This window comes from Ruegeria sp. BC5 (assembly GCF_056539205.1).
This window is the reverse complement of sequence record NZ_JBQFUN010000004.1, coordinates 163,557-184,848: the sequence shown is the minus strand read 5'-3', so window position 1 is coordinate 184,848 and position 21,292 is coordinate 163,557. Positions and strand designations below refer to the sequence as shown.

The window sequence follows — 21,292 nt, the reverse complement described above, 5'->3', positions numbered from 1 at the left end:
GCGTGAAGCCTTTGCCGCAGTCGGTCCTATTTTGTTGCGACCACAACTCGGTCCGGTCTCCGATGGCCGAAGGTATCATGAAGAAATTCTATGGTACCGGCACCTATGTACAGTCTGCTGGCGTCCATAACGACCTTGAGATTGACGGGTTTTGCATTTCCGTTTGTCACGAGATCGGCGTCGAGCTGTCCCGGCATCGCTCGCGGTCCTTTGATGAGATGCAGGAATGGGGCGACGATCTTAGTTCCTTCGACCTGGTCGTGGCTCTGTCGCCCGCCAGTCAGCGTCAGGCGCTGGAATTGACACGGGTTTTTCATCTGGATGTCGATTATTGGCCAATAATGGACCCTACTGGACTGGGCGAGAATCGCGAACAAAAGCTACATCACTACCGACAGACCCGCGATCAGATCATCAAGCATCTGAAAGATCGCTGGGGCGAACCTACGGAGTGACCATGAACCAGACCGTCCAAACCTATTTCGATGCCTTCAACGCCGGCGATGTAGAGGGCATGTTGGCCTGCCTGTCCGAGGATGTGGCCCATCACGTGAACGAAGGTCAAATTCGTGTCGGGAAAGAGAAATTCACGGCCTTTTGCGATCATATGAACCGCTGCTATCGCGAGAACCTGACTGATATCGTGGTTTTCGAGGCCAAGGGCGGCACACGTGCAGCGGCCGAATTCATCGTGAACGGCACCTATCTGGAAACTGACGAGGGCCTGCCCGAGGCCCACGGTCAGACCTACCGCCTGCCAGCGGGGTCGTTCTTTGACCTTAAGGATGGCAAGATCACCCGCGTCACCACCTTCTACAATCTTGCAGACTGGACCAAGCAGGTGTCCGGTGGCTGAGGTCACCGCCGTCCGCCCCCTGACCGGTGCGGCGCTAGAGGCCGCTCTGGACGGTGTGGCGCGCTTGCGGATCGAAGTGTTTCGGGCGTGGCCCTACCTTTATGATGGTGATCTGGCATATGAGCGGAAATATCTGCAATCCTATCGTGACAGCGACAAAGCAATTGTCGTCGGCGCCTTTGACAGCGATCGCCTGATTGGCGCGTCAACGGGGGCACCGCTGACTGACCACGCCGACGATTTCGCTGCGGCGTTTGAGGGCACCGGTCTGGATCTGTCGCAGATCTTCTACTGCGCGGAATCCGTTTTGCTGTCCGACTATCGCGGTCAGGGCGTTGGCCATAAGTTTTTCGATCTGCGTGAGGAGCATGCCCGCGCACTAGGTTTCAGCAATTGCGCCTTTTGCGGCGTACAGCGCCCGGCGGATCACCCGATGCGGCCCGAAAACTACCGGCCGCTGGACGCCTTCTGGCGGGCGCGGGGATATGAGCCGCTGCCCGGAGCAATCGCGCAGTTTTCGTGGAAGGATATCGGGGAAAAAGGCGAGACGCTGAAGCCGCTGCAGCTCTGGATACGGGATATCTAACAGACGGTGCTGACCCGTTAGCATGTAGCAATCCCGCAAATTGGCCGGCCTTTCCGATCTTCAGGGGAAACTGATGGTCGCCAGAACGAAGTGCTATGCCTTCTTTTCCCACCCTCGCTTTACGCCAGCCAAAATTGCTGGTCCTGCTTCTGCAGTTGGCACAATTTCCATGATGTCATTGTGAAAAAGCGGCCAGAATTGCGCACAGATTCCGATTACTTCGGCTTTGGAGTCCGCCTCAAGGAGAACATAGCCCTCAGTATTGCTTATCCAACCTGTGAATTTGACTGGGCCTTCCCCTTCCACAAGTTCGCTGGCATCGCCGACCATATCGGTCCACGCAGCGATCTCCCCCTCGCGGTCTTTTGGCCATGCCGCCGCCGAGCAAGTGAAGTGATTAATGTAATGAGGCATGTCAATTTCTCCCGTTATGAAAAACCCTAAGCATCAGTTGAGTGTTGCACAGTCTAACACCGCCAGATTACGCGCCGGTGAGGAGCTTTACAATTTTGCCGACAGCGTCCGATTTGACAGCTTGGTAACGTTGCCGAAATTGGTTAATGCAAATCTGGACAGTAATGCAGGTTTATTGGGTCGTCCAAGCCGACTCTGTACTGGGTAATTTGCGGGCTGGCGTGCTTACTTTTGGTTCAATTGAGCTGTACAGGCTATCCATTTGCAATCTACTGTCGCGTGACCAAAAGAACTGGGTTTCAAAAAATGAAAGTCGCAACCGCTGCCTATAACCTCGATTGGCTCGACAGTTGGGCGCAGTATGAGGACAAGCTAGGCCGCTGGGTCTCAGACGCCGCCGGACAGGGGGCTGAGTTGCTGGTCTTTCCTGAATACGGTGCGATGGAGTTGTCGACATTGGATGGGGTCGACGTCGCGGGCGATCTCGAGCGTTCGATCCGGGCAGTGTCTGATCGGATAGAGGCGGCGCAGGTCCTGCATCAGCGTCTTGCGCAGGAATACAAGACCTACATTCTGGGCGCGTCGGCCCCGATTGTGGATGGGCCGGGCCGACCGGTAAACCGTGCAGCACTCTATGCGCCCGATGGTGGGCAGGATCATCAAGACAAACAGATCATGACCCGCTTTGAGCGCGAAGACTGGGATATCGCGCCGGGCGGACCGCTGAAACTATTCGATACCGCGTTGGGCAAGATCGGCGTGTTGATCTGCTATGACAGCGAATTTCCCCTGTTGGGCCATGCGCTGAGCGAGGCCGATCTGATCCTGGTCCCCTCATGTACCGAGGCTTTGGCAGGCTATTGGCGGGTTCGGATCGGCGCGATGTCACGGGCGCTGGAAAATCAATGCGTTACGGTGATGTCGTCTCTGGTCGGGGACAATGACTGGTCCGAGGCGGTGGACAAGAATACCGGCACCGGCGGCATTTTCGGCCCACCCGACAAGGGGTTTCCTGCGACTGGTGTGTTGGCCGAAGGCGCTTTGAACCAGCCGGGATGGACCTATTCGGATATCGACCTTTCAGCAATTGCCGAAGTTCGCACCGATGGGCATGTTCTGAACCGCACTCATTGGGAGGAGCAGTCGCCGCGAGTCGATTCCGTCACATTATCGCGCCTTTAGGTGATTCTGGCCTTGAAATAAGCCCAAAATGGGCTCATTTAAGCGCACATCCCCGTAGATTCTGCGGGTGCAACGTAATGATGGAGACAACATGGCCAAGGAAGATACGCTCGAATTTCCCGGTGTCGTGAAGGAACTCCTGCCTAATGCGACGTTTCGGGTCGAGCTGGAAAACGGCCATGAGATCATCGCACATACGGCAGGCAAGATGCGTAAGAACCGCATCCGTGTTCTGGCCGGCGACAAGGTTCAGGTCGAGATGACCCCCTATGATCTGACCAAGGGTCGGATCAACTACCGCTTCAAGTAACGCCTGCCGCAATGGCGTTTATCTTAGGATCGGGCAGCCCACGGCGGCTGGACCTGCTGGCCCAGCTTGGCGTGCAGCCCGATGCAATTCGCGCCCCCGACATTGACGAAACGCCTTTGAAAGGCGAATTGCCAGTGCCTTACTGTAATCGTATTACACGGGCAAAAGTGCAGGCTATTCAGGCGGATAGCGATGATGTCACCCTGTGTGCGGATACGACCGTCGCGCTTGGCCGTCGCATTCTGGGCAAGCCCGAAGATGCGGGGCAGGCGGCCGAATTCCTACATGCGCTGTCCGGTCGGCGGCATCGCGTGATCACTTCGGTCGCTGTGCGGCGTGGGGATCGGGTGTTGCAACGTGATGTGGTCTCGCAGGTCAAGGTCAAGCGCCTGTCGGACGTTGAGATCAACGCATATCTGGCCACCGGAGATTGGCAGGGCAAAGCAGGTGCTTACGCCATTCAAGGTCCGGCCGGGGCGTTCATTCCCTGGATTTCAGGTTCGTTCACCGGCATCGTAGGGCTACCCCTGTCTGAAACTGCCGCCCTTTTGCAGGGTATCGGCTATCCCTTGTATCGTGAGGTGTCATGAAGGGCCGCACCATCGTTTTGGATCATATCGACAACCGCGAAGCTGCCGCCTTAATGGTGGATGGCAAGCTGGATGATTTCCTGATCGCAGGGGGTGCCCCCGCACCGGGCACGATCTATCGCGCCCGTGCCGACCGCCCCGTCAAAGGGCAGGGTGGCATGTTCCTGACAACTCCCGACGGTCCGGCCTTCTTGCGGCAGGTGAAGGGATTGGCCCCGAGCACCCTGATGCTGGTGCAGATCACTGGCTATGCAGAGCCGGGCAAGGCGCTGCCGGTCACAGATCGCATCCTGTTCAAAAGCCGCTATGCGATTGTCACACCCGAAGCGCCAGGTCTGAATATTTCACGCTCAATCCGTGACGAGGACGAGCGCGACCGTCTGCTTGAGATTGCGCATGACTGCATGGACGGCAGCACTTATGGCCTGATTCTGCGCTCTTGTTGTCTGGGTGAAGATGCGGGCGAGATCGCCGAGGACATCAACGCCATGCTGGCCCATGCCGATCAGGTTTTGAATGATCCGGGAACCGAACCCGAGCTGTTGTTGGAGGGCGATGGCCCTCACGTTCTGGCCTGGCGCGACTGGACCGATCCGGCCGAAGTGGTGACGCAGGACGGAAGCTTTGAAACACAGGGCGTGTTAGATGCGTTGGACGAGGTGCGCGGTATTTCCGAGCCGCTTCCGGGCGGCGGGCACTTGTATATTCAGCCCACGCGCGCCCTGGTAGCAGTGGATGTAAACACCGGATCCGACACCTCAATGGCCGCCGGAACCAAGGCGAACTTCGCCTGCGCCAAGGTGTTGGCACGTGCGTTGCGCGTGCGGGGTCTGGGCGGGCAAATCACCTTGGACCTTGCCCCAATGCCCAAGAAAGATCGGCGCGGTTTTGAATCAGCCCTGCGCGCCGCATTCAAGGCAGATGGAATTGAAACCACCCTGGCGGGTTGGACACCATTGGGCCATTACGAACTGCAACGCAAACGCGGCCGTATTCCACTGACGGAGGTGTTGAAATGAGTTGCCCGATCTGTGGTGAAGACACGGTAACCAAGTTCCGCCCCTTCTGTTCAAAACGCTGTGCTGACCTCGATCTGGCCAAGTGGTTGAACGGCTCATATGCGGTTCCGTCGCAGCGGGAAGAGGACTTGGACACGGATGGATCCGAAGGTCAAACCGAGCAATCTCGTCCACACTGAAAAAATCTGAAAAAGCCTCTGGACACTGCCTGTGGCAAGTCATAGAAGGCCTCCACCCAACGATGAACATCGTTCCCGTGCCCGGGTAGCTCAGGGGTAGAGCAGTGGATTGAAAATCCTCGTGTCGGTGGTTCGATTCCGCCCCCGGGCACCACTCTCAATTCACGAAAAATATTTCTTGGTAAATCAAATAGATGTGTAGTTATTGATTCCTCGATTCTTCTCGGGGAAGCAACATTCGGCGTAATTGCTGCTCTTTCGTTGCTTATGCGAAGTCCAATAATTTCCAAACCTCGGCGGCAGATGAAGAGGAGAAGTCGCCCTTCATCGTGCCGTTGCTTGGTTTCCGCAAGCAAGGCGAATTGCAGCTATTCAGCAAGGAGCATTTCCTTGACCTACCTTGGCGGCTTGATGAATGCGACGCCTCGGATATCGCAAACCGTTTCAAGATCGTTGAGGAAAGCCAGGCTGGTCAGATCGACATATCCGAGAGTGGCAAGGTGGAGATCGACTTTGCACGGCGCGTCCAAGGTGAGCTTGCCGCTGTCATCCAAGAGCCAGCATGGACTTTGCTCAGACTGGCCAACTGGATCGACACGGGTATAAAGCATCCTGACATTACCAAGCCGAGCGCGGTGGTGTTTTTCAGGAGCGCCCTGAACAAGCTGCTGGCCAGCGGCCATGACTTGGACACCTTGGCACGGAACAAATACGATCTGCGCAATGTAGTGGCAGGTTTCATTTCCGATCTTCGATCCAATCGAGAAACCGACAACTACTCTGCCCTGTTTGCCGCTCACGCTGATCAGTTGCCACCAGCGCAGAACTGTCCATGATCTTCGATGAGCAGAGTTACGCCTTCAACCAGCCCTAGGCCAGGGCCACCAAGTTCAACAAGCATTACACCCCATTGATTGGCGACTTGAAAGCCGAAGGCGAGGAGTTCGAGTGCGCCGTCTATCTGGACCGGTTGGATACGGTGAAGTACTGGATTCGGAATATCGAGAACAAGAAAACCTCTTTCTGGCTCCAGCTACCACACGGAAAGTTCTATCCGGATTTTGTAGCGATGCTCGACGATGGGCGAATCTTGGTTGTCGAATACAAGGGCGCGCATCTTTTCGACTCGGAAGAAGCCAGGCGCCAGATTAGCGACGCATGGGCTGACGCCAGCGGTGGCCAATGCTTGTTCTGCATGCCGACTGACCGAGGATTCGATCTTATAGACAGAACAATCAGTTAGGTCCGCGTTAGAATCCCTTCCGCCGGATTGCTGTCCCATTGCAGTCCCGGTGGATAACCTGCAGGGAGGATTTTGGCCACAGGACGTAATGTCTTTATTATCAAGGGGATTTTGGTAGCGGAGGAGGGACTTGAACCCCCGACACGCGGATTATGATTCCGCTGCTCTAACCAACTGAGCTACTCCGCCATGAGTGAGAGGCGATTTAAGCGAGGGGCTGTGGCGGGTCAAGAGGTAAAACACGGTCAAAGCCGGATTCTTTTCTACGCCGTTCAAACCGTCTCGGGCGCCGCCTTGGTTTCGAAATACTTGGTTTCTGCGATCTGGCGGATGAATGCGGCGCATGTGTCCGGTGCCGTGATCAGGATCATATGACCTGCCCCGTCGATCCACTCGTTTGACAGGCCGAACTGGATCATTGGATCGCCGTGCGCGTGGGCTGCAAGTATAGCGTCCTGTGTGCCGTATAGAATGCCGCCGGGTACGGCTAACTCCTCATAGCGGGCGACCTGCGCCGCCATGCTGTCATCAATCCCCACGACGTCCTGCGATCCGGTGATGAAGGCCGACGGGCGCAGTCCAAGCGCACCGCCAGCACGATCCAGAAAGTCCGCAGGCGCAGGGTCGGGGGCGAAAACGACGTCCAGAGTGTGTGGTGCAGTTTTGGCGGCCACGGGTACAGCGATTGTGTTGCCGATCAGGCTGCGTAGCCATTCCGTGCGGATTTCCAGTGGTTTGAAAACCTGGGGTGTCGACGGCAAAACTTGCGTCAGAGGGGCCAGCAGAGCCAGGGCCTTGATCTTTTCTGGGCGGTCCAGCGCCATGGCCAACGACACCGCACCGCCCAAGGAATGGCCCACAAGGACAGCGTCGGTGACGTCCTTGCTGTCCAGAAACTCTTGTATCATGCGCGCCTGCTCGGGCAGACGGCCCAGATCGGCACTGTCGCGGGTCGAATAGCCACAGCCGGGCCGGTCCACTGCGATGACGTGATAGTCATCGGCCAGCATGTCGACCAAGGCATAGGTGAAATGCTGCAACTGCCCAGCCAGCCCGTGGATCATGACAAGGGTCTGCTTCGACGGATCGCCCTTTTCCACATAATGGATGCTGCCGCCGTTCACGGGCGCGATGACCCCAAGCTGCGGAACTCGGATTTGGCCTTGGCGAGTCAGTTTGCGGGTCCACAGTTTCATGCCGACAAAAAATGCGACGATCAGCAGGGCGATGGTTAGAAGAGTGGTCATGTCAACGATCTCCGGCTGGGGGAGGGGCAGGGTGATATTGTTCCAGCCCGGATCGGGCCATGCGCTTTTCATACTCGGATACAGTGCCGGGCCAAAGCGTCGTGTTGCGGCCTTGGGCATCCTGATACCACGAGGTGCAGCCGCCCGCTTGCCAGACGCTGTCTGAGTGGCGGTCCTGCATTTCCTGCGTAAAGGCTTCTTGTTTCGCGGCGTCAGGTGTGATGGCCTGTAAGCCGTTGCGTTGCATCTGATCCAGCACCCGGCCTATATGGCGGACCTGTGCTTCGATCATCAGCACGACCGAGTTATGGCCCAATCCGGTATGTGGCCCCAACAGAATAAAGAAGTTCGGAAAACCTGCGATGGCAGTGCCCAGATTGGCCTGCATCCCATCGGTCCACGCTTGGCGCAGGGTCAGGTCATCGGTTCCGGTGATGTCCAGACGCTCGACCACGTCCGTCACATGAAAGCCTGTGCCCCAGATCAATACATCGACCTGGGTCCGGCAGCCATCCGCGGCGATGATCTGATCTCCCTCGATTGTCGCCACCCCGTGCGGGATTACTGTCACGTTGTCCCGCGCAAGGGCCGTGTACCAGTCATTCGAACTGAGGATACGTTTGCATCCAATCCTGTAGCCAGGGGTCAGGCGTTCGCGTTGTTCGGGGTCAGTTATCGCTTTCTCCAGCCCGTTTCGCCACATCTTCATGGCAAAGTTGACCATCCGCTCTTCGCCCCGAAACACAAGGTGGCGATACTCAAAAATCCAGTAGATCAGTTTGCGGCGTATCCGGGGCAGGATGGGGATGCGCCTATAGAGTCGGCGAACCCACGGTGCAATTGGCCCGTCGGGGCGGGGCAGGACGTAGGGCGCGGTCCGTTGGAAGATGGTGATTTGGGCTGCCGTTTTCGCAATTTCAGGCACAAACTGAACGGCTGAGGCACCGGTGCCGACCACAGCGATGCGTTTACCCACAAGTTCAACGTCGTGATCCCATTCGGCAGAATGGAACTTGGGGCCGGGAAAGCCGTCGGCACCGGGTATGTCGGGCACATCCGGTAGATGCAGTGCCCCAATGGCCGAGACTAAAAAGCGCGCCGTCCAGTGCTGCCCGCCCTCGGTTTCCACCTGCCATTGGTCGCCGTCCCAGTGCGCGGATTTCAGTTGCTGGTGGAAATGGCACAGGTCGTAAAGGCCCTCATCCCGGCAGATCTTTTGCAGATACGCCTGAATCTCGGCCCCACCGGCATAGGCGCGGCTCCAGTCCGGGTTCAGGTGCGTGGCCATCGAATACAGATGCGAGGGAATATCGCATGCCACGCCGGGATAGGTGTTTTCGCGCCATGTACCGCCGATATCGCCCGCTTTTTCAAGGATGGCGATATCGCTGTTTCCACGTTTGCGTGCCTCGATTGCCATGGTCAGCCCCGAGAACCCGGCACCAATGATCAGCATTTCCGCGCTGTGCGCCATGCACCTGCCCCTCCCAAAGCAACCGTGACGGTTTCATTTGACTATAGGGGACCTAAGACGTCTGAACAGCTTCCCGTGGGGTCACATAGAGTTTGGATAGCCTGGCGCGATTCGCCCTGACGTGACACCAATCTTAAAATTCGAGACGATGTGCCCGACCATGCGCGACAAGGCGTGCATTAAGTGTCTCGGCCTCGGGCGCACCGGATTCTAGCGCGAAGACAAAGGCGTGGGTTAGGTAAAAACAAGCGGCATCAATGTCCTGTGCCGCCTCGCGCTCATCCGCAGCCATTGTGTAATAGTGGGTCAGGGCAGCATGATCGTTCTGCTCATGGGCCTTTAACAGCAGGCGATCCAATTCGTCTTTTTCCATTGGACCTCCTGCCAAAAGGGGCCGGCCGAGAGGTTATTCCGCCCGTCCGTTTTCGATCTGCGTTGCGACCCAGTGATGGAAGTTATGGGTCGGCCCGTCCATTGCGGGTGAAAACCGTCCGCCATCGAACAGCACCCCGTGGCGACCCTTTTGCATACCTTCGACAACAAAGACATCTTCTTCGAAAATGGCCCGCCACTGTTGTGCGTTTGTGGTGCGAAGCCCGTCCAGATGCGGCGTGTCCTCAACGCTTTTGGCATAGTACAGCCGGATATGTTCGACGGTGTTTTCGTGGTCGACCGGCTCAAGCAAGATTGCAAAGGCATGGTCGCGCTGCACCCCCAACAGGACGTTCGGGTATAAGGCTACGTATTCCGCGCCTTCATCCCACTTGTCACTAAGGTCTTCAAAATCGGGAAAGGTGGTGCCGTCCTGATCCTTTAGCTGCCGGTAGACCAGCGTGCCCTGACCGGAGTAATGCCCGCGGACTTCGATGTTATAGTGATCTTCCAACCGGGAATAGCTGTTCAGGCCGGGATGCACCCAAGGCAGGTGATAGCTTTCGCAATAGTTCTCGACCGCCAGTTTCCAATTGGTTTTGACCTCCAGCTTGAACGAGGCCATCTCGCCGCCGTCATGCAGGGGTTGTTCGAATTCCTTCCACCGATCCAGCAGGGCACCATGGGCATCCTGAAACTCAGGTGCGTTGCCGTCTACGTTCACAAAGATCACATCGCGCCAGACATACGACCGGACACGCACCAGCCCTAGATCCTTGTGATCGACGTTTTCGTGCTTGTTCTGACCGGGGCCGCCCACATGCGGGGTAGCGCGCAGCTCACCTTTCAGGCTGTAGCACCAGCTGTGATAGGGGCAGCGGATCGCGCCTTCGATCTTGCGGGGCGTATCCACAAGGATCATGCCGCGGTGGCGGCAGGTGTTCTGGAAAACCCCGATCTCTCCGTCGCGATCACGGACGATCAGTAGTGGCATACCCAGAAAGTCGACGGGTTTTGCATCGCCTACCTCGGGGACATCCAGACCAAACCCGATCCCGGACCAATTGGCAAAGAGGACCGAACGCTTTTCTTCGGCAAAAACAACCGGGTCGATATAGTGTTCATTCGGCAGGCCATTTGCGATGGTCACATCGTTCAGAACGGATGACAGCGCGCTGTGCTTGTTCATCGGGCTCTCCTGTGGGTTGCTAGATGCGTTCTTTTCCGTATTGGCGGATGGTGTGACCCTTTCTCAATATCAGAAAACCTCACCACTGGGTGATCTGATCTAAACTGAACCGTCCTGAACCTCTTGAATGATCCATGATTTTAAGGCGCGGGCGCTGTCCGAGAGGTCTTCGTCCGGGCGGCCAACAATGTAGAATTGGTTGGGCGCAGTCAGATAGTGCGGGCCAATGGCGACCAGCTTTCCCGATTGCAGCATCGGCTGGATCAGCCGTTGCCAACCCAGCGTCAGCCCAGCCCCCTTGCGCGCCAGTTGCAGGGCAACCGAATAGCTGTTCACTCTGGAGTCAATCTGGATCGTGCCCACATATCCCAGTTGTTTGAACCATTCCGGCCAGGTGGTCCAAGTGCGGTCTTCCGAGGCCATGTGGATCAAGCGTTCGGCTGCCAGCGCGTCGAGGTCAGCACCAGCCAATCGGTCCGCGACCTCGGGGCTGGCGACGGGGATCAGGTGATCGCGGAACAGGGGGGTATGCGTCAAGTTCGGGTCGGGGTCGCGCCCGTAGCGAATAAAGAAGTCCACATCCGGTCGGTCCCGAAAAGGGCGATCCTGCGACAGCTGGTCCACGTTGACGTCCGGCATTTCGCGCCAAAATCGGATCACGGCGGGCGACAACCACAACGCCGCCACTGCCGTGGTCGATCCAACCGTGACCTTGCCGCCAGATTTGCGGTCACGGATCGTTGCCAGAACTTTCGAGATACGCCCGAATGACGACGACAGCGCCTCGTAAAGCGCGTTGCCGTCTTCGGTCAGATCGACGCCGCGATGCTTGCGCTGGAACAGCGTGGTTTCCAGATCGCCCTCCAACGCCTTGATCTGGTGGCTGACCGCGCCCGGCGTGACCGACAGTTCCTCGGCTGCGTTCTTAAAGCTCAGATGCCGCGCGGCGGCCTCGAAGGCGGACAAGGTGGTCAGGGGCGGCAGGTTATAGTGGCGTCTGGACATGATGATTTGGGAAGTATTGCCTGATTTCAGATGAGCTCTCTTCATCCGAGTATTGGGCTTTTTATCGATGAAGGCCAGAACCACGTGCGTAGCAATATTGTGTGTCGGTCAATTTGCTGGATAGGCGCGGTGAAATGTGGCCGTAAGCGGCGGGGGGAGCTGCTCTGCCCATAGGCGAGTCCGGTTGGTCAGGCGCTCACCCCCTGGTCCCGCTCGTACCCCCTCGTTAAATTCAAACTCGTAAACTGATCAGCAGGATTAGGTATTCATAGATGCGGAAATGGGCATAACTATTACAAGATCGTGTCAGTTCTATGTATCTTTCGGTCGAAACCGCGCAAATTGCCCCAATCTTAATGTGCATGTTTTCAACATACCTGCTGGTAATTACATCCTTTCCGCCAGTTATGTTTGTGTTAAATAGCTGGTCGTGACTTTTTTATTTCGCCAACAAAGGGATGTTTTCTGCAAAAAATGGCGTTAAATCGCATTCGGATTTCCTTTAGAATTTCCATGTCCTCATTAGACTTTAATGCTGGAGGACATCTATGAATTTGGAATCCCACGAAGCCGCAACAGAGATTGCACCGCGTGTCATCTCGATCGCAAAGCGCGAGCGCGAGATATTCCGGGCATCCAAAGCCGCCGAGGCCGCGTTTGAACAGGTCGCCTGCGCAGCCAAAGATGGCGCCGCAGTACATGGTGAGTTGCAGGACCGTGTATTTTCCATTTTTCGCTGGTATTTCCTGTCAGCCTTTTGCACCCGTATGCTGACGGGTGCTGCGCATCGGCTTGAGCATCAGACCTTGCAGGTTTCGATGGATATTTTCAGTGCCGTCAAAATGGTGCTGACCGATAGTGAGATTGAGCGGTCGATGGCTTTGGTCAGCGTCGAGCATACGTCGCCGACGATAGTTCGGGCGAATGACATTGGCAGTCGGGGGCATACTGTCGGATGGGTTGCCGCAGGGCTGCATAAAAAGGGGCGGGAATTCCCTGGCGAGATTCAGAATGCGCTGGCCGGTGCGCTGGCGGCGTCGACCCGGATCAACTGACCGCTGCGCAGTTACCCCAACGTCAGCGACTGACTACACAGTTTACACACATGCGAATCCTTGCGTACGATCCGATAGAATTTTTCCGATTGTTTTAACGCAAGGGTTTGATGCCATGTCAGAAACACTGGACCTGCATAAGTTCGAAAACCTAAGTCCTTTTCAAATCAAAGATGAACTGATCAAGCTGGCGCAGAAAGAGTCACGCCAGATGGCGCTGCCTTATCTGAACGCAGGGCGTGGCAATCCAAACTGGATCGCCTCCAAAGCGCGCGAGGCGTTTTTCCTGCTGGGTCAGTTCGCCATGACCGAAGCACAGCGCCATCGCAACGAAGCGCTGGTCGGTCTGGCAGGGATGCCGCAGGGGCCGGGTTGCTATGATCGGCTCAACGCCTATTGCGCGGACTCGATCGCGAAGAACGGCCCTCCGGGCGCAGATACTCTGGCTGCTGTGGTGGATTTCGCGATTAAGAAATTCGGTTTTACCCCAGACGATTTCGTGCTGGAACTGACCGATGGCATCGTCGGTGATCATTATCCAATGCCGGATCGGTGCATGGCGCATAACGAAGCCATCGTCCATGAATACGTGATGTGGGCGATGTGCGCGGGGCACCGGCCCGATGCCAAGTTTGACATTTACGCGGTCGAAGGCGGCACTGCCGCGATGTGCTATATTTTCAAGGCGCTCAAAAACCAACGGTTGCTGAATGCGGGCGATACCATTGCGCTGGGCACGCCAATTTTCACGCCCTATCTGGAAATGCCGGTGCTTGAAGATTACGGGCTGAATGTGGTGGACGTGTCCTCGAAAGAAGAGGACCATTTCCAGCTGACCGATGACGATCTTGAGCAATTGTCCGACCCAAAAGTAAAAGCGTTGTTCCTGGTCAACCCGGGCAACCCGTCCTCGGTCGCCATCAGCCTCGAGGTCATGGCCCGACTGGTCGAATTCGTCAAAACCCGGCGGCCTGACCTGATCATCCTGACTGATGACGTCTATGGCACCTTCGTTCCAAACTTTCAGTCCGTTATGGGTCATCTGCCCGAGAACACCATCGGGGTTTATTCTTACTCTAAATATTTTGGCTGCACGGGGTGGCGTCTGGGGGCCATTCTGGTGGCCGAAAACAACATCTTCGACAAGATGATTGCCGAGGCTCCGGAGGAAACCAAGACCGTCGTCAATGCGCGATACGAGACGCTGACCCCCGATCCGTCGTCGTTCAAGTTCATCGACCGGATCGTCGCCGACAGCCGCGATGTTGCACTGAACCACACGGCAGGCCTGTCCCTGCCGCAGCAGGTGATGATGACGCTGTTTTCGCTGGTCGAATTGATGGACGAAGATAAGGGATATCAGAAGTTTTGCTGGGGTATCCTGAAACACCGTTTCGATGAACTGGTCGAGGGGATGGGTATCGACGTGCCCGACAACCCATTGTTCGACAAATATTACGGCATCATTGATTTCGAATTCTGGCTGCGAAAATATGTTGGCGAAGAGGTGGTGGTGTGGATCAAGGAAAACGTCCACCCGCTGGATATCTCGTTCAAGCTGGCGCAGGACCACGGGATCGTTCTGTTGAACGGATCGGGCTTTGATGCACCGAACTGGTCGGCACGTGTTTCTTTCGCCAATCTGGACGATAGCGCCTATCGCCAGATTGGGCGTGCCGTGCGGGCGGTGGCTGTGGGCTATGTACAGGCCTATCGGGCCTCGAAAGGATTGCCGCTACACGGCTGAGGCAGAGCTGCAGGGAAGGGGAGCTTATCATGGAATTGATCGGGTCGATCCTGGGCCCTCATCCTGCGCTGGCCTTGTTCTGCAGTCTTGCCCTTGGCTATGCGCTAGGCAAGATCACCATCGGCTCGTTTACCGTTGGATCGGTGGCGGGCTGTCTTCTGGCCGGTGTTCTGGTCGGCCAGACCGGTGTGGTCGTTTCAGATGACCTGAAACAGGCGTTCTTTTTACTGTTTCTGTTCTCCATTGGGTACCGAACCGGGCCACAATTTTTTCGGTCTTTGAACTTTAGTGCGTTGCCGCAGATTGCCATCACAGTGTTGCTTTGTGTTGTGGCGCTGTTGGTCGCGGTGCTGTTAGCTCCGCTTATGGGGCTGTCCGTTGGAATTGCTGCGGGGCTTTTAGCGGGCGGTGTCACGGAAAGCGCGACCTTGGGTGTTGCCATTGACGCCTTTGCCAAAGCTGGCGCCGACGAGACCGCGCAAGCCATTTTCGACGGTGAGATTGCCACCGGTTTTGCTGTGGCTTACTTCGTCGGGGTCATTGCGACCATCATTTTCCACACGCAGCTGGCGCCCAGGCTCTATGGCAGGTCGCTGAAAGAGGCCTGCGCAGAATACGAGGCCGGGTTGAACAGCAACGACGCCCCGATGGTGTCTGAACACCGCGATTTCGAAGCCCGCGCTTATCGTATCAATCCCGAATTCGTCGGCCACAGGATTTCCGAGCTTGAGGCCCGCGTGCCCGAACATGTCCGCGCGTTTTTCGATCGTATCCGCCGGGGGAATAAGATCCTGCCCACCACACGCGATATGGTGCTGCAAGAGGGTGACATAGCCGCCATCGCCGGCGTGCGATCCTATCTGATCGAACACACCGCCTTATTGGGGGAAGAGGTTGAAGATCCTGAACTTCTGGACTTGCCGGTTCAAACCAACGACATCGTTGTGACCAACAACGAGGTGGTCAACAAGACCCTGGCTGAACTGTCCGCCCGTCCCGAAGCGCGCACCATCTACCTGCGCGGCATCATGCGCAGCGGCGAGCGTTTGCCAATCTTTCGCGGCGTGACCCTGCACAAGGGTGACGTGCTGACCGTTTCGGGCACTCGCAGTCATATCGAGGATGCCGCTGCACGCCTTGGTTATCTGGACCGTGAAACCAGCAAGACCGATATGGTTTTTGTGGCCTTTTTCATCCTGATGGGCGGGTTGATCGGTATCCCCGCGTTGAAGTACGGCGCGATAGAACTGGGGCTTGGGACGTCGGTCGGCGTGCTGCTTGGCGGTCTGGTGGCGGGGTGGTTGCGCTCGGTCCACCGCACATTCGGCTTTGTGCCTGAGGCAACGCTGTGGATTTTCGACTCGCTTGGTTTGTGCGTGTTTGTGGCCTGCGTGGGCATCACCTCGGGGCCGAGCTTTGTGACCGGGGTGATCGAAAGCGGGCCATCTTTGATCTTCGGGTCGGTGGCCATCGTGTTGTTGGCCCATGGGTCGGCGGTCATTGTTGGGTGCAAGGTCTTTGGCATAAACGAGGGCGTTCTGGCGGGCACCTGCTGCGGGGCAGGGACCTCGGCCCCCGGTCTGGCTGCCGTGCAGGAAGCGGCGCAGAGCCAGGTTCCAACCCTGGGCTATGGTCTTGGCTATGCCGTGGGCAACGTCTTGCTGGCCCTGTGGGGCTCGGTCATCGTGATCGTTTTGATGTAGCTTACGGCACGAATGCCACAACCAACGGACCCCAGAGTGTCAGGAATATGTTCGCCACCGCATAAGTCATCGTAAACGCGGGCGTCGGGGTTGCATTCCCGGCTTTTTCCAAAAGCGTTGCAAAACCGGGATTACCCGACCGCGACCCTGTCACCACTGCACAAGCCTCGACCGGGTTTTTGATACGCAAGACGAAATAATTGATCGGGAACTGCACGATCATCGGCATCAGTGTGACCACGACGCCCAACAACAGCAAGGTGATCCCGTATTGCTGAATGGCTTCAAGCGCAGGCTTACCCGCGTTCAGGCCAACAACCCCAACGAACACGGCCAGGCCAAAGCTTTGTAGGAAATTCGCAGCCCCACGATTGATCCCACCGATCTTGGGCCGCCGGATGCGCAGGTATCCGATGATTAGCCCGGTTACCAAGCAACCAAGACCGGACCCAAGCGCCACTTTCGTACCGGCAATGACAAAACTGATCTCACCGATCAGATAACCAACAGCCACGCCGATCCCCAGTGCAATGAAGTTGGTGACCGAGGCTGCGGGCGGCACATAGCCCGCCATTTTAGCAACCCGGTTCAGATCATCCTTGTGACCGACAATGCTGACTTCGTCACCCGCGTGGATTTCGGTGTTGTGCAGCACTGGCACTTCATGGCCCATGCGGATGATTTTTGAGATGTGGACGCCCCGCCGCTGATCCGCCGTCAACGCCTCGCGCAATTCCACTAGCGTCTTGCCGGTCAGTTTGCGGTTGGTGACCACGACATTGCGGCGCTCTTCCACAACGGTCAGTTCGGGCGGGTATTCTCCGATTTCACCGCTAGCTGTACCTTCGAATTGTGTCAGCGTTCCGACCAGGCCAGAAACCACGATCACGTCCCCTGCGCTGATCAAAGTACCCGGCGTCGGATCCACCGGGACGCCGTCCTGCAGCAGCTTTTCGACGACCAGATCACCGTCATAGCTGCCCTCGATGGATTTGACCGATTGGCCTGCAATCGCGGCGTCTGCATTCACCTGATAGGCGCGGGCATCAAAACGGTTCATCGGAAGGAACTCACCTTCCTCCAGCTTGCGACCGCCACCGCTGAGCTTCTGAGCCAGCTTGATTGCCTCTTGGCGCAGGTCGACACGCATGATGATCGGGATAACGCTGACCGCTAGGATCGGACCGATTGAGCCAAAGATATAAGTGACCGAATACCCCACCGCGATATTGGTTTTCAGCTTTTCTGCCTCATCCGCTGCCAGCCCCAGCAAGTCGATGGCATTGCCGGCGGTGCCGATGATCGCTGACTGCGTCAACCCTCCGGCGGCCAACCCGGCGGCCAGCCCTTTGTCCAACCCCGCCAATCGAGCCACGACGATGACGAAGAACAGCCCCCATAGCGTCATCATGAACGCGGCCAGCAGCTTGGTCAGGGCGGTTCGGTTCAGAGCCGCAAAAAACTGCGGGCCGCCATTGTAGCCGACCATGAAAATGAACAGCGAGAAAAAGACGTTCTGAACATCCGTACTCAGGTTGATACCGCCGATCTGACCCACGAAAACGGCCACCAGCAAGGTTCCGGCGATGCCACCCAGTTCGAACTTGCCGACCCGGAACTTGCCGACGCCGTATCCCAGGCCAAGACAGAGAAAAAGCGCCATGATCGGAAAGGCTCGGAGCTGTTCAGTGATCAATTCCATCTTAAATTCTCCAGGGTTCAAGTCTGGCTTTAACGGCGCCACGAATGGTGCTTCAGAACGCTGATAATGCTTGGAAATTTAGATTATCTGTTTTGCGTCGCGCTCAGGTAAGCATCGGTTTTGTGATCTGTCAAATTGCCTGGCGAAATTAGTTTCTGTAATTGGGTCGAACGTGACGCGCGGGAACATGGTTCACAGAAATATTTGCCTACGACAACAGCTAAGACTTTAGGTCGCAATGCTTGAGGGGATAACCTCCCTGAATGCTCCGCCCAAGAAAGGCTCAGTTTGAATGGAACTTGAAATTTATCGCCAAGATTTGGTCCCACGTCCCATGTGCAGAAATTAAATTGTAAGAAATCGCACATGAGCTAATGTGATGTGGTCGGAAAACAGCATTCCTAGGCGGTACATTGGCTATAATTTTCAGACTAGTGTCAGCGATCACTGGAGATTTAGGGGCGTTTTGATAATGTCAGTGTTGAGAATTTTATTGATCAATTTTCTGGTTGCGGTGGGGCTCTATGGCATATGTGAAATTACCGTCTCTACATATGTGTACTTCTCAAGCGGGCAATCAATCTGGGTTGCGGAAGAGGCAGGCAAAACTGTCCAGTTTGATCCTGTAATGGGATATAAACTTACGGAAACCCCGTCGCGATACCTTAAGATCAGTTACGGTGTGCTAAGCTCTTTGGGCACGATAGAGGGAAACGCGCAGGGATTTCCTGACAGGGACGATTTTCCAACCGAAAAAAAGTCGCCGGATCAGCGCGTATTAGCTGTTCTAGGCGATTCATTCACTGCGGGAAATTATCTTTCGCACAATTGGCCTGACAGGGCCGAAGATTTGCTGAAAATGAAGGGCGAGGATGTCGCCTTATTGAACCTTTCAGGTGACGGTTGGGGGCTTGGAAACTGGGCCAGTATCATTGATGGCATTCTTCAACAGGATCCATATGAGCTCGATGGGTTGATTTTTGCGGTCTGGAAATGGGATCTCGGGCGCCGGTTCAGATATGCTGACTACCGAGATCAGAATCGCCGCGCTGCCATGCAGGTGTCAGGTTGGAGCCGGGACGACCACCCAAAAGACCTTGCAGAGGCAATGGAAACACTGGATGGTGCGGGTCCTGAGAATTCATGGATCGTTTCTTCCGAAGAGTTTGATGCAGTTCTTCGCGGAAAACAAATGTCTCACCCAGTCTGGCGCTTCGTGGTTTTCGATCGAGTCAAATCGTTGCTTACACCGGTCGTCCATCAGTTTCGCCGGGGGCGGAATGACGAGGACTGGGCGGAACGGACAGCTTGTGTGGGGGAAAGCGACCCAGACAGGATTGCACTTTTCGATTCCATTAAGAGCTATGCACAGGACCGTGACCTCCCGATCCTTGTTGTCTACATCTGGAGCCGTGAGGGGTTGATCAATGGCGCCGTCAACGCCGATCTGTGTCGGAGGGAAAACGCGCGTGCATTTGCCGAACATATTGGCGCAGAGTTCGTCGATGGGGGCGCGGCCTTTACGGGCGTTCCTCGTAGCCAGCTAAAGCAGCTCTGGCTTCCCCATGACGGTCACTGGGGGCAGGGCGGCTCTGACGTTTTTGCTGCCTTTATGACTAATATCTTGGTTCGTCCGTGGCCGTAACGGGCCCCGTGCTACGCTCATAGCACGAAACCGGACACTTCCCTTTAGTGGCGTAGCATAAGGTACTTGTCATGGGGCAACAACAGCCGTGCATGCCATATCTCGATTGTTAGAGATATGCTTCCACGGTAATTTTATGCAGCAGCTGTCTTACACCGCTCAAATGCAAACAGTTTTATTTGGCTCGACCCTCAAAGGTTTTCCTTTTTCGCCCGAAAAAGCACAATGAAATCAATGCGCGGTAACTCGATTGCTGCACCCAACATTCCTTTTTTGCAGCAAAGTTTTTCCTTCCAATGGCAAAGAAAAAGCCAGCGATACGCTGGCTTGCAAGAACATTTATGATCCAAGAGTAGATCGCGTCGGCGAAAAACTATGCGGTTTCTTCCGTTTATTGCCCAACTGACCCGCCACAGGAGTGCCTTGGGCGAACCGGATTTCCGCTTCGCCGTCGGTTGGGACGTTCGCGCATCCTAGCCGTGTGCGCGCAATTTGCCGGAGTCGTAGACCGGGCAGGCGGTAATGTCGGCCGTAGTTTCTGCTAAGGGCTCTCACTGCCAATTCGGACTTGGTGCAGAGAAGGTCCGTAGCGAGCCCAAAATGTCAAACATCGCATGGTACTGCAATGAACGCCTGCGACAGCAACTGAGATATACACTTTAGTGGTCAGGGGCTGTTCCCGATGTTCCTCGAATTGTCAGAGTCGCAGAATACTCGAAATGACGGACTGGCAGATCGGGTGTTCGCATTCGGTCCAGAAGGACCTCGGCCAACCGCTTGCCTAACTTCTTCGGGTCGATCGCCATGGTCGTGAGGCCGGGCGTCGAGACGGCCGCATCCTCGATGTCATCGAAGCCTACTACCGAAAAGTCATACCCTGGTTTCAATCCGGACTGGATCAAGCCGAAGCAAGCGCCAAGCGCCACAACGTCTCCGTTGCAAACAATACTCGTCACCTCGGGGTGTTGGTGACGGAGTGCGGCAATAGCGTCAACGCCAGCACTCTTATTCTCATCGCATGGCCAGACAATTGGCTGCACGTTATCCATCTGCTTTAAAGTGCCAAGGTAACCGGCAATGCGTTCTTCACGCACGGACGATTGCTCGGTGCCGCCAAAATAAGCGATGTGCTTGTGCCCTAAGTCTATCAAGTGCTGCGTGGCTTGTGCGAGGGCTTCGGTATTTAGAATGCCGACATGGTCGAAAGACTGCGACACCTTTCGCATGAATGTCACAGCGGGAACACCGTGAGCATTCAGAAGCTCTATAGATACTTCGCTTGTGTCGAGCGCCGGAACCCAGATCAAACCACGTCGGCCAAATCTGATGCAGGCTTCCAGAAGGCGGTCTTGACGTTGAAGATCGCCTTGCGCATCGAGGATCGACACCATGAACCCTTCGGTTTCGAGCAAGTCGACGGCGCCACTCACGACCTCTGCGTTAAACGGGTTTGCCAATTTGTTTAGGATAAACCCGATCTCGCGATTGTCCCCTGATCTCATTGTAGCCGCCGCTTGATTTGGGACGTAGCGCAGACGCTTGGCTGCGCTCAGGACTTTCTGACGTGTCTTCTCTGAAATTCGACCGGTGTCACGCATAACTTGGCTAACGGTTGGAACCGATACGCCCGCTTCTTTGGCAACGCTGGATAGGGTGGGTTTTTTCTTCATGGGTCACAGTTTAGATATATCGTTTGCCTAAAGTCGCAATTGGTTTTGAAATTGGCAAGCAAATTATGGCGAAAGCTTGGCGGCAACAGGCTTGACTCAAGATA

Annotated in this window: 22 protein-coding genes and 2 tRNA genes; 15 read left to right on the top strand and 9 right to left on the bottom strand. The window is 56.0% G+C overall.

Features of this window, described 5'->3' with window-relative positions; translation table 11 throughout:
- Window positions 1-2: 2 nt before the first annotated feature.
- The 3 genes from ACR0LY_RS12445 to ACR0LY_RS12435 are packed head-to-tail and all read left to right on the top strand — an operon-like array spanning window position 3 to window position 1,442.
- Window positions 3-455: an arsenate-mycothiol transferase ArsC gene (locus tag ACR0LY_RS12445; protein ID WP_170350218.1), complete on the top strand. Its 453-nt coding sequence runs from the start codon at window positions 3-5 to the stop codon at window positions 453-455.
- Window positions 456-457: 2 nt separating this feature from the next.
- Window positions 458-856: a ketosteroid isomerase-related protein gene (locus ACR0LY_RS12440; RefSeq protein WP_170350219.1), complete on the top strand. Its 399-nt coding sequence runs from the start codon at window positions 458-460 to the stop codon at window positions 854-856.
- Window positions 849-1,442: a GNAT family N-acetyltransferase gene (locus ACR0LY_RS12435; RefSeq protein WP_170350220.1), complete on the top strand. Its 594-nt coding sequence runs from the start codon at window positions 849-851 to the stop codon at window positions 1,440-1,442. Before ACR0LY_RS12440 ends, ACR0LY_RS12435 begins: the two co-directional genes overlap by 8 nt.
- Window positions 1,443-1,535: 93 nt before the next feature.
- On the opposite strand, the gene ACR0LY_RS12430 is transcribed toward ACR0LY_RS12435, so the two are convergent.
- Window positions 1,536-1,856, bottom strand: coding sequence for a hypothetical protein (locus ACR0LY_RS12430; protein ID WP_170350221.1), 321 nt, complete (start codon window positions 1,854-1,856; stop codon window positions 1,536-1,538).
- A gap of 306 nt (window positions 1,857-2,162) precedes the next feature.
- On the opposite strand from ACR0LY_RS12430, the gene ACR0LY_RS12425 reads away from it, so the two are divergent.
- From ACR0LY_RS12425 to ACR0LY_RS12390, 8 genes are all read left to right on the top strand, one after another.
- The gene (locus ACR0LY_RS12425; RefSeq protein ID WP_170350222.1) at window positions 2,163-3,038 is read left to right on the top strand and encodes a carbon-nitrogen hydrolase family protein; all 876 of its coding nucleotides are present in this window, start codon (window positions 2,163-2,165) and stop codon (window positions 3,036-3,038) included.
- Window positions 3,039-3,129: 91 nt separating this feature from the next.
- Entirely contained in the window at window positions 3,130-3,348 is a 219-nt protein-coding gene (infA, locus tag ACR0LY_RS12420; RefSeq protein WP_005978431.1) for a translation initiation factor IF-1, read from the top strand.
- A gap of 11 nt (window positions 3,349-3,359) precedes the next feature.
- Window positions 3,360-3,938, top strand: coding sequence for a Maf family protein (locus ACR0LY_RS12415; RefSeq protein ID WP_170350223.1), 579 nt, complete (start codon window positions 3,360-3,362; stop codon window positions 3,936-3,938).
- Window positions 3,935-4,957 (top strand): ribonuclease E/G, encoded by a 1,023-nt coding sequence (locus ACR0LY_RS12410; protein WP_170350224.1) that lies wholly within the window; start codon window positions 3,935-3,937, stop codon window positions 4,955-4,957. The genes ACR0LY_RS12415 and ACR0LY_RS12410 overlap by 4 nt, the downstream gene beginning before the upstream one ends.
- Window positions 4,954-5,136, top strand: a complete 183-nt coding sequence (locus ACR0LY_RS12405; protein WP_170350225.1) for a DNA gyrase inhibitor YacG — start codon at window positions 4,954-4,956, stop codon at window positions 5,134-5,136. The genes ACR0LY_RS12410 and ACR0LY_RS12405 overlap by 4 nt, the downstream gene beginning before the upstream one ends.
- Window positions 5,137-5,215: 79 nt before the next feature.
- A tRNA-Phe gene (locus tag ACR0LY_RS12400) sits at window positions 5,216-5,290 on the top strand.
- A gap of 175 nt (window positions 5,291-5,465) precedes the next feature.
- Window positions 5,466-5,972 (top strand): hypothetical protein, encoded by a 507-nt coding sequence (locus ACR0LY_RS12395; RefSeq protein WP_480640961.1) that lies wholly within the window; start codon window positions 5,466-5,468, stop codon window positions 5,970-5,972.
- An 86-nt stretch (window positions 5,973-6,058) separates the two neighbouring features.
- Entirely contained in the window at window positions 6,059-6,379 is a 321-nt protein-coding gene (locus ACR0LY_RS12390) for a hypothetical protein (RefSeq protein WP_174820508.1), read from the top strand.
- A gap of 112 nt (window positions 6,380-6,491) precedes the next feature.
- Here ACR0LY_RS12390 and ACR0LY_RS12385 read toward each other — a convergent pair.
- From ACR0LY_RS12385 to ACR0LY_RS12360, 6 genes are all read right to left on the bottom strand, one after another.
- Window positions 6,492-6,568, bottom strand: a tRNA-Met gene (locus ACR0LY_RS12385).
- Window positions 6,569-6,651: 83 nt separating this feature from the next.
- Window positions 6,652-7,626, bottom strand: coding sequence for an alpha/beta fold hydrolase (locus tag ACR0LY_RS12380; protein ID WP_170350226.1), 975 nt, complete (start codon window positions 7,624-7,626; stop codon window positions 6,652-6,654).
- 1 nt (window position 7,627) lies between these two features.
- On the bottom strand, window positions 7,628-9,100 hold the full coding sequence (locus ACR0LY_RS12375; RefSeq protein WP_170350227.1) for a flavin-containing monooxygenase: 1,473 nt from the start codon (window positions 9,098-9,100) through the stop codon (window positions 7,628-7,630).
- Between the two features lie 133 nt (window positions 9,101-9,233).
- A complete protein-coding gene (locus ACR0LY_RS12370; RefSeq protein WP_170350228.1) occupies window positions 9,234-9,473 on the bottom strand; it encodes a hypothetical protein in 240 nt (79 codons plus the stop codon).
- Between the two features lie 33 nt (window positions 9,474-9,506).
- A complete protein-coding gene (locus ACR0LY_RS12365; protein ID WP_170350229.1) occupies window positions 9,507-10,661 on the bottom strand; it encodes an aromatic ring-hydroxylating oxygenase subunit alpha in 1,155 nt (384 codons plus the stop codon).
- Window positions 10,662-10,760: 99 nt separating this feature from the next.
- Window positions 10,761-11,666 carry a LysR substrate-binding domain-containing protein gene (locus ACR0LY_RS12360; protein WP_170350230.1) on the bottom strand — a complete coding sequence of 302 codons (906 nt, stop codon included), beginning with the start codon at window positions 11,664-11,666 and terminating at the stop codon, window positions 10,761-10,763.
- A gap of 548 nt (window positions 11,667-12,214) precedes the next feature.
- Between ACR0LY_RS12360 and ACR0LY_RS12355 the strand changes: the two genes are divergently transcribed.
- The 3 genes from ACR0LY_RS12355 to ACR0LY_RS12345 all read left to right on the top strand — a co-directional run bounded on the left by ACR0LY_RS12355 (window position 12,215) and on the right by ACR0LY_RS12345 (window position 16,171).
- Window positions 12,215-12,721 (top strand): hypothetical protein, encoded by a 507-nt coding sequence (locus ACR0LY_RS12355; RefSeq protein ID WP_170350231.1) that lies wholly within the window; start codon window positions 12,215-12,217, stop codon window positions 12,719-12,721.
- A gap of 115 nt (window positions 12,722-12,836) precedes the next feature.
- The gene (locus ACR0LY_RS12350; RefSeq protein ID WP_170350232.1) at window positions 12,837-14,468 is read left to right on the top strand and encodes a bifunctional aspartate transaminase/aspartate 4-decarboxylase; all 1,632 of its coding nucleotides are present in this window, start codon (window positions 12,837-12,839) and stop codon (window positions 14,466-14,468) included.
- Window positions 14,469-14,497: 29 nt separating this feature from the next.
- Window positions 14,498-16,171: an aspartate:alanine exchanger family transporter gene (locus tag ACR0LY_RS12345; RefSeq protein WP_170350233.1), complete on the top strand. Its 1,674-nt coding sequence runs from the start codon at window positions 14,498-14,500 to the stop codon at window positions 16,169-16,171.
- 1 nt (window position 16,172) lies between these two features.
- On the opposite strand, the gene aspT is transcribed toward ACR0LY_RS12345, so the two are convergent.
- On the bottom strand, window positions 16,173-17,873 hold the full coding sequence (gene aspT / locus ACR0LY_RS12340) for an aspartate-alanine antiporter (protein ID WP_170350234.1): 1,701 nt from the start codon (window positions 17,871-17,873) through the stop codon (window positions 16,173-16,175).
- Window positions 17,874-18,345: 472 nt separating this feature from the next.
- Between aspT and ACR0LY_RS12335 the strand changes: the two genes are divergently transcribed.
- Window positions 18,346-19,518, top strand: a complete 1,173-nt coding sequence (locus ACR0LY_RS12335) for an SGNH/GDSL hydrolase family protein (protein ID WP_170350235.1) — start codon at window positions 18,346-18,348, stop codon at window positions 19,516-19,518.
- A 659-nt stretch (window positions 19,519-20,177) separates the two neighbouring features.
- Here the strand turns inward: ACR0LY_RS12335 and ACR0LY_RS12330 are convergent.
- Complete coding sequence (locus tag ACR0LY_RS12330) at window positions 20,178-21,188, bottom strand: LacI family DNA-binding transcriptional regulator (RefSeq protein ID WP_170350236.1); 1,011 nt, start codon at window positions 21,186-21,188, stop codon at window positions 20,178-20,180.
- Between the last annotated feature and the right edge of the window lie 104 nt (window positions 21,189-21,292).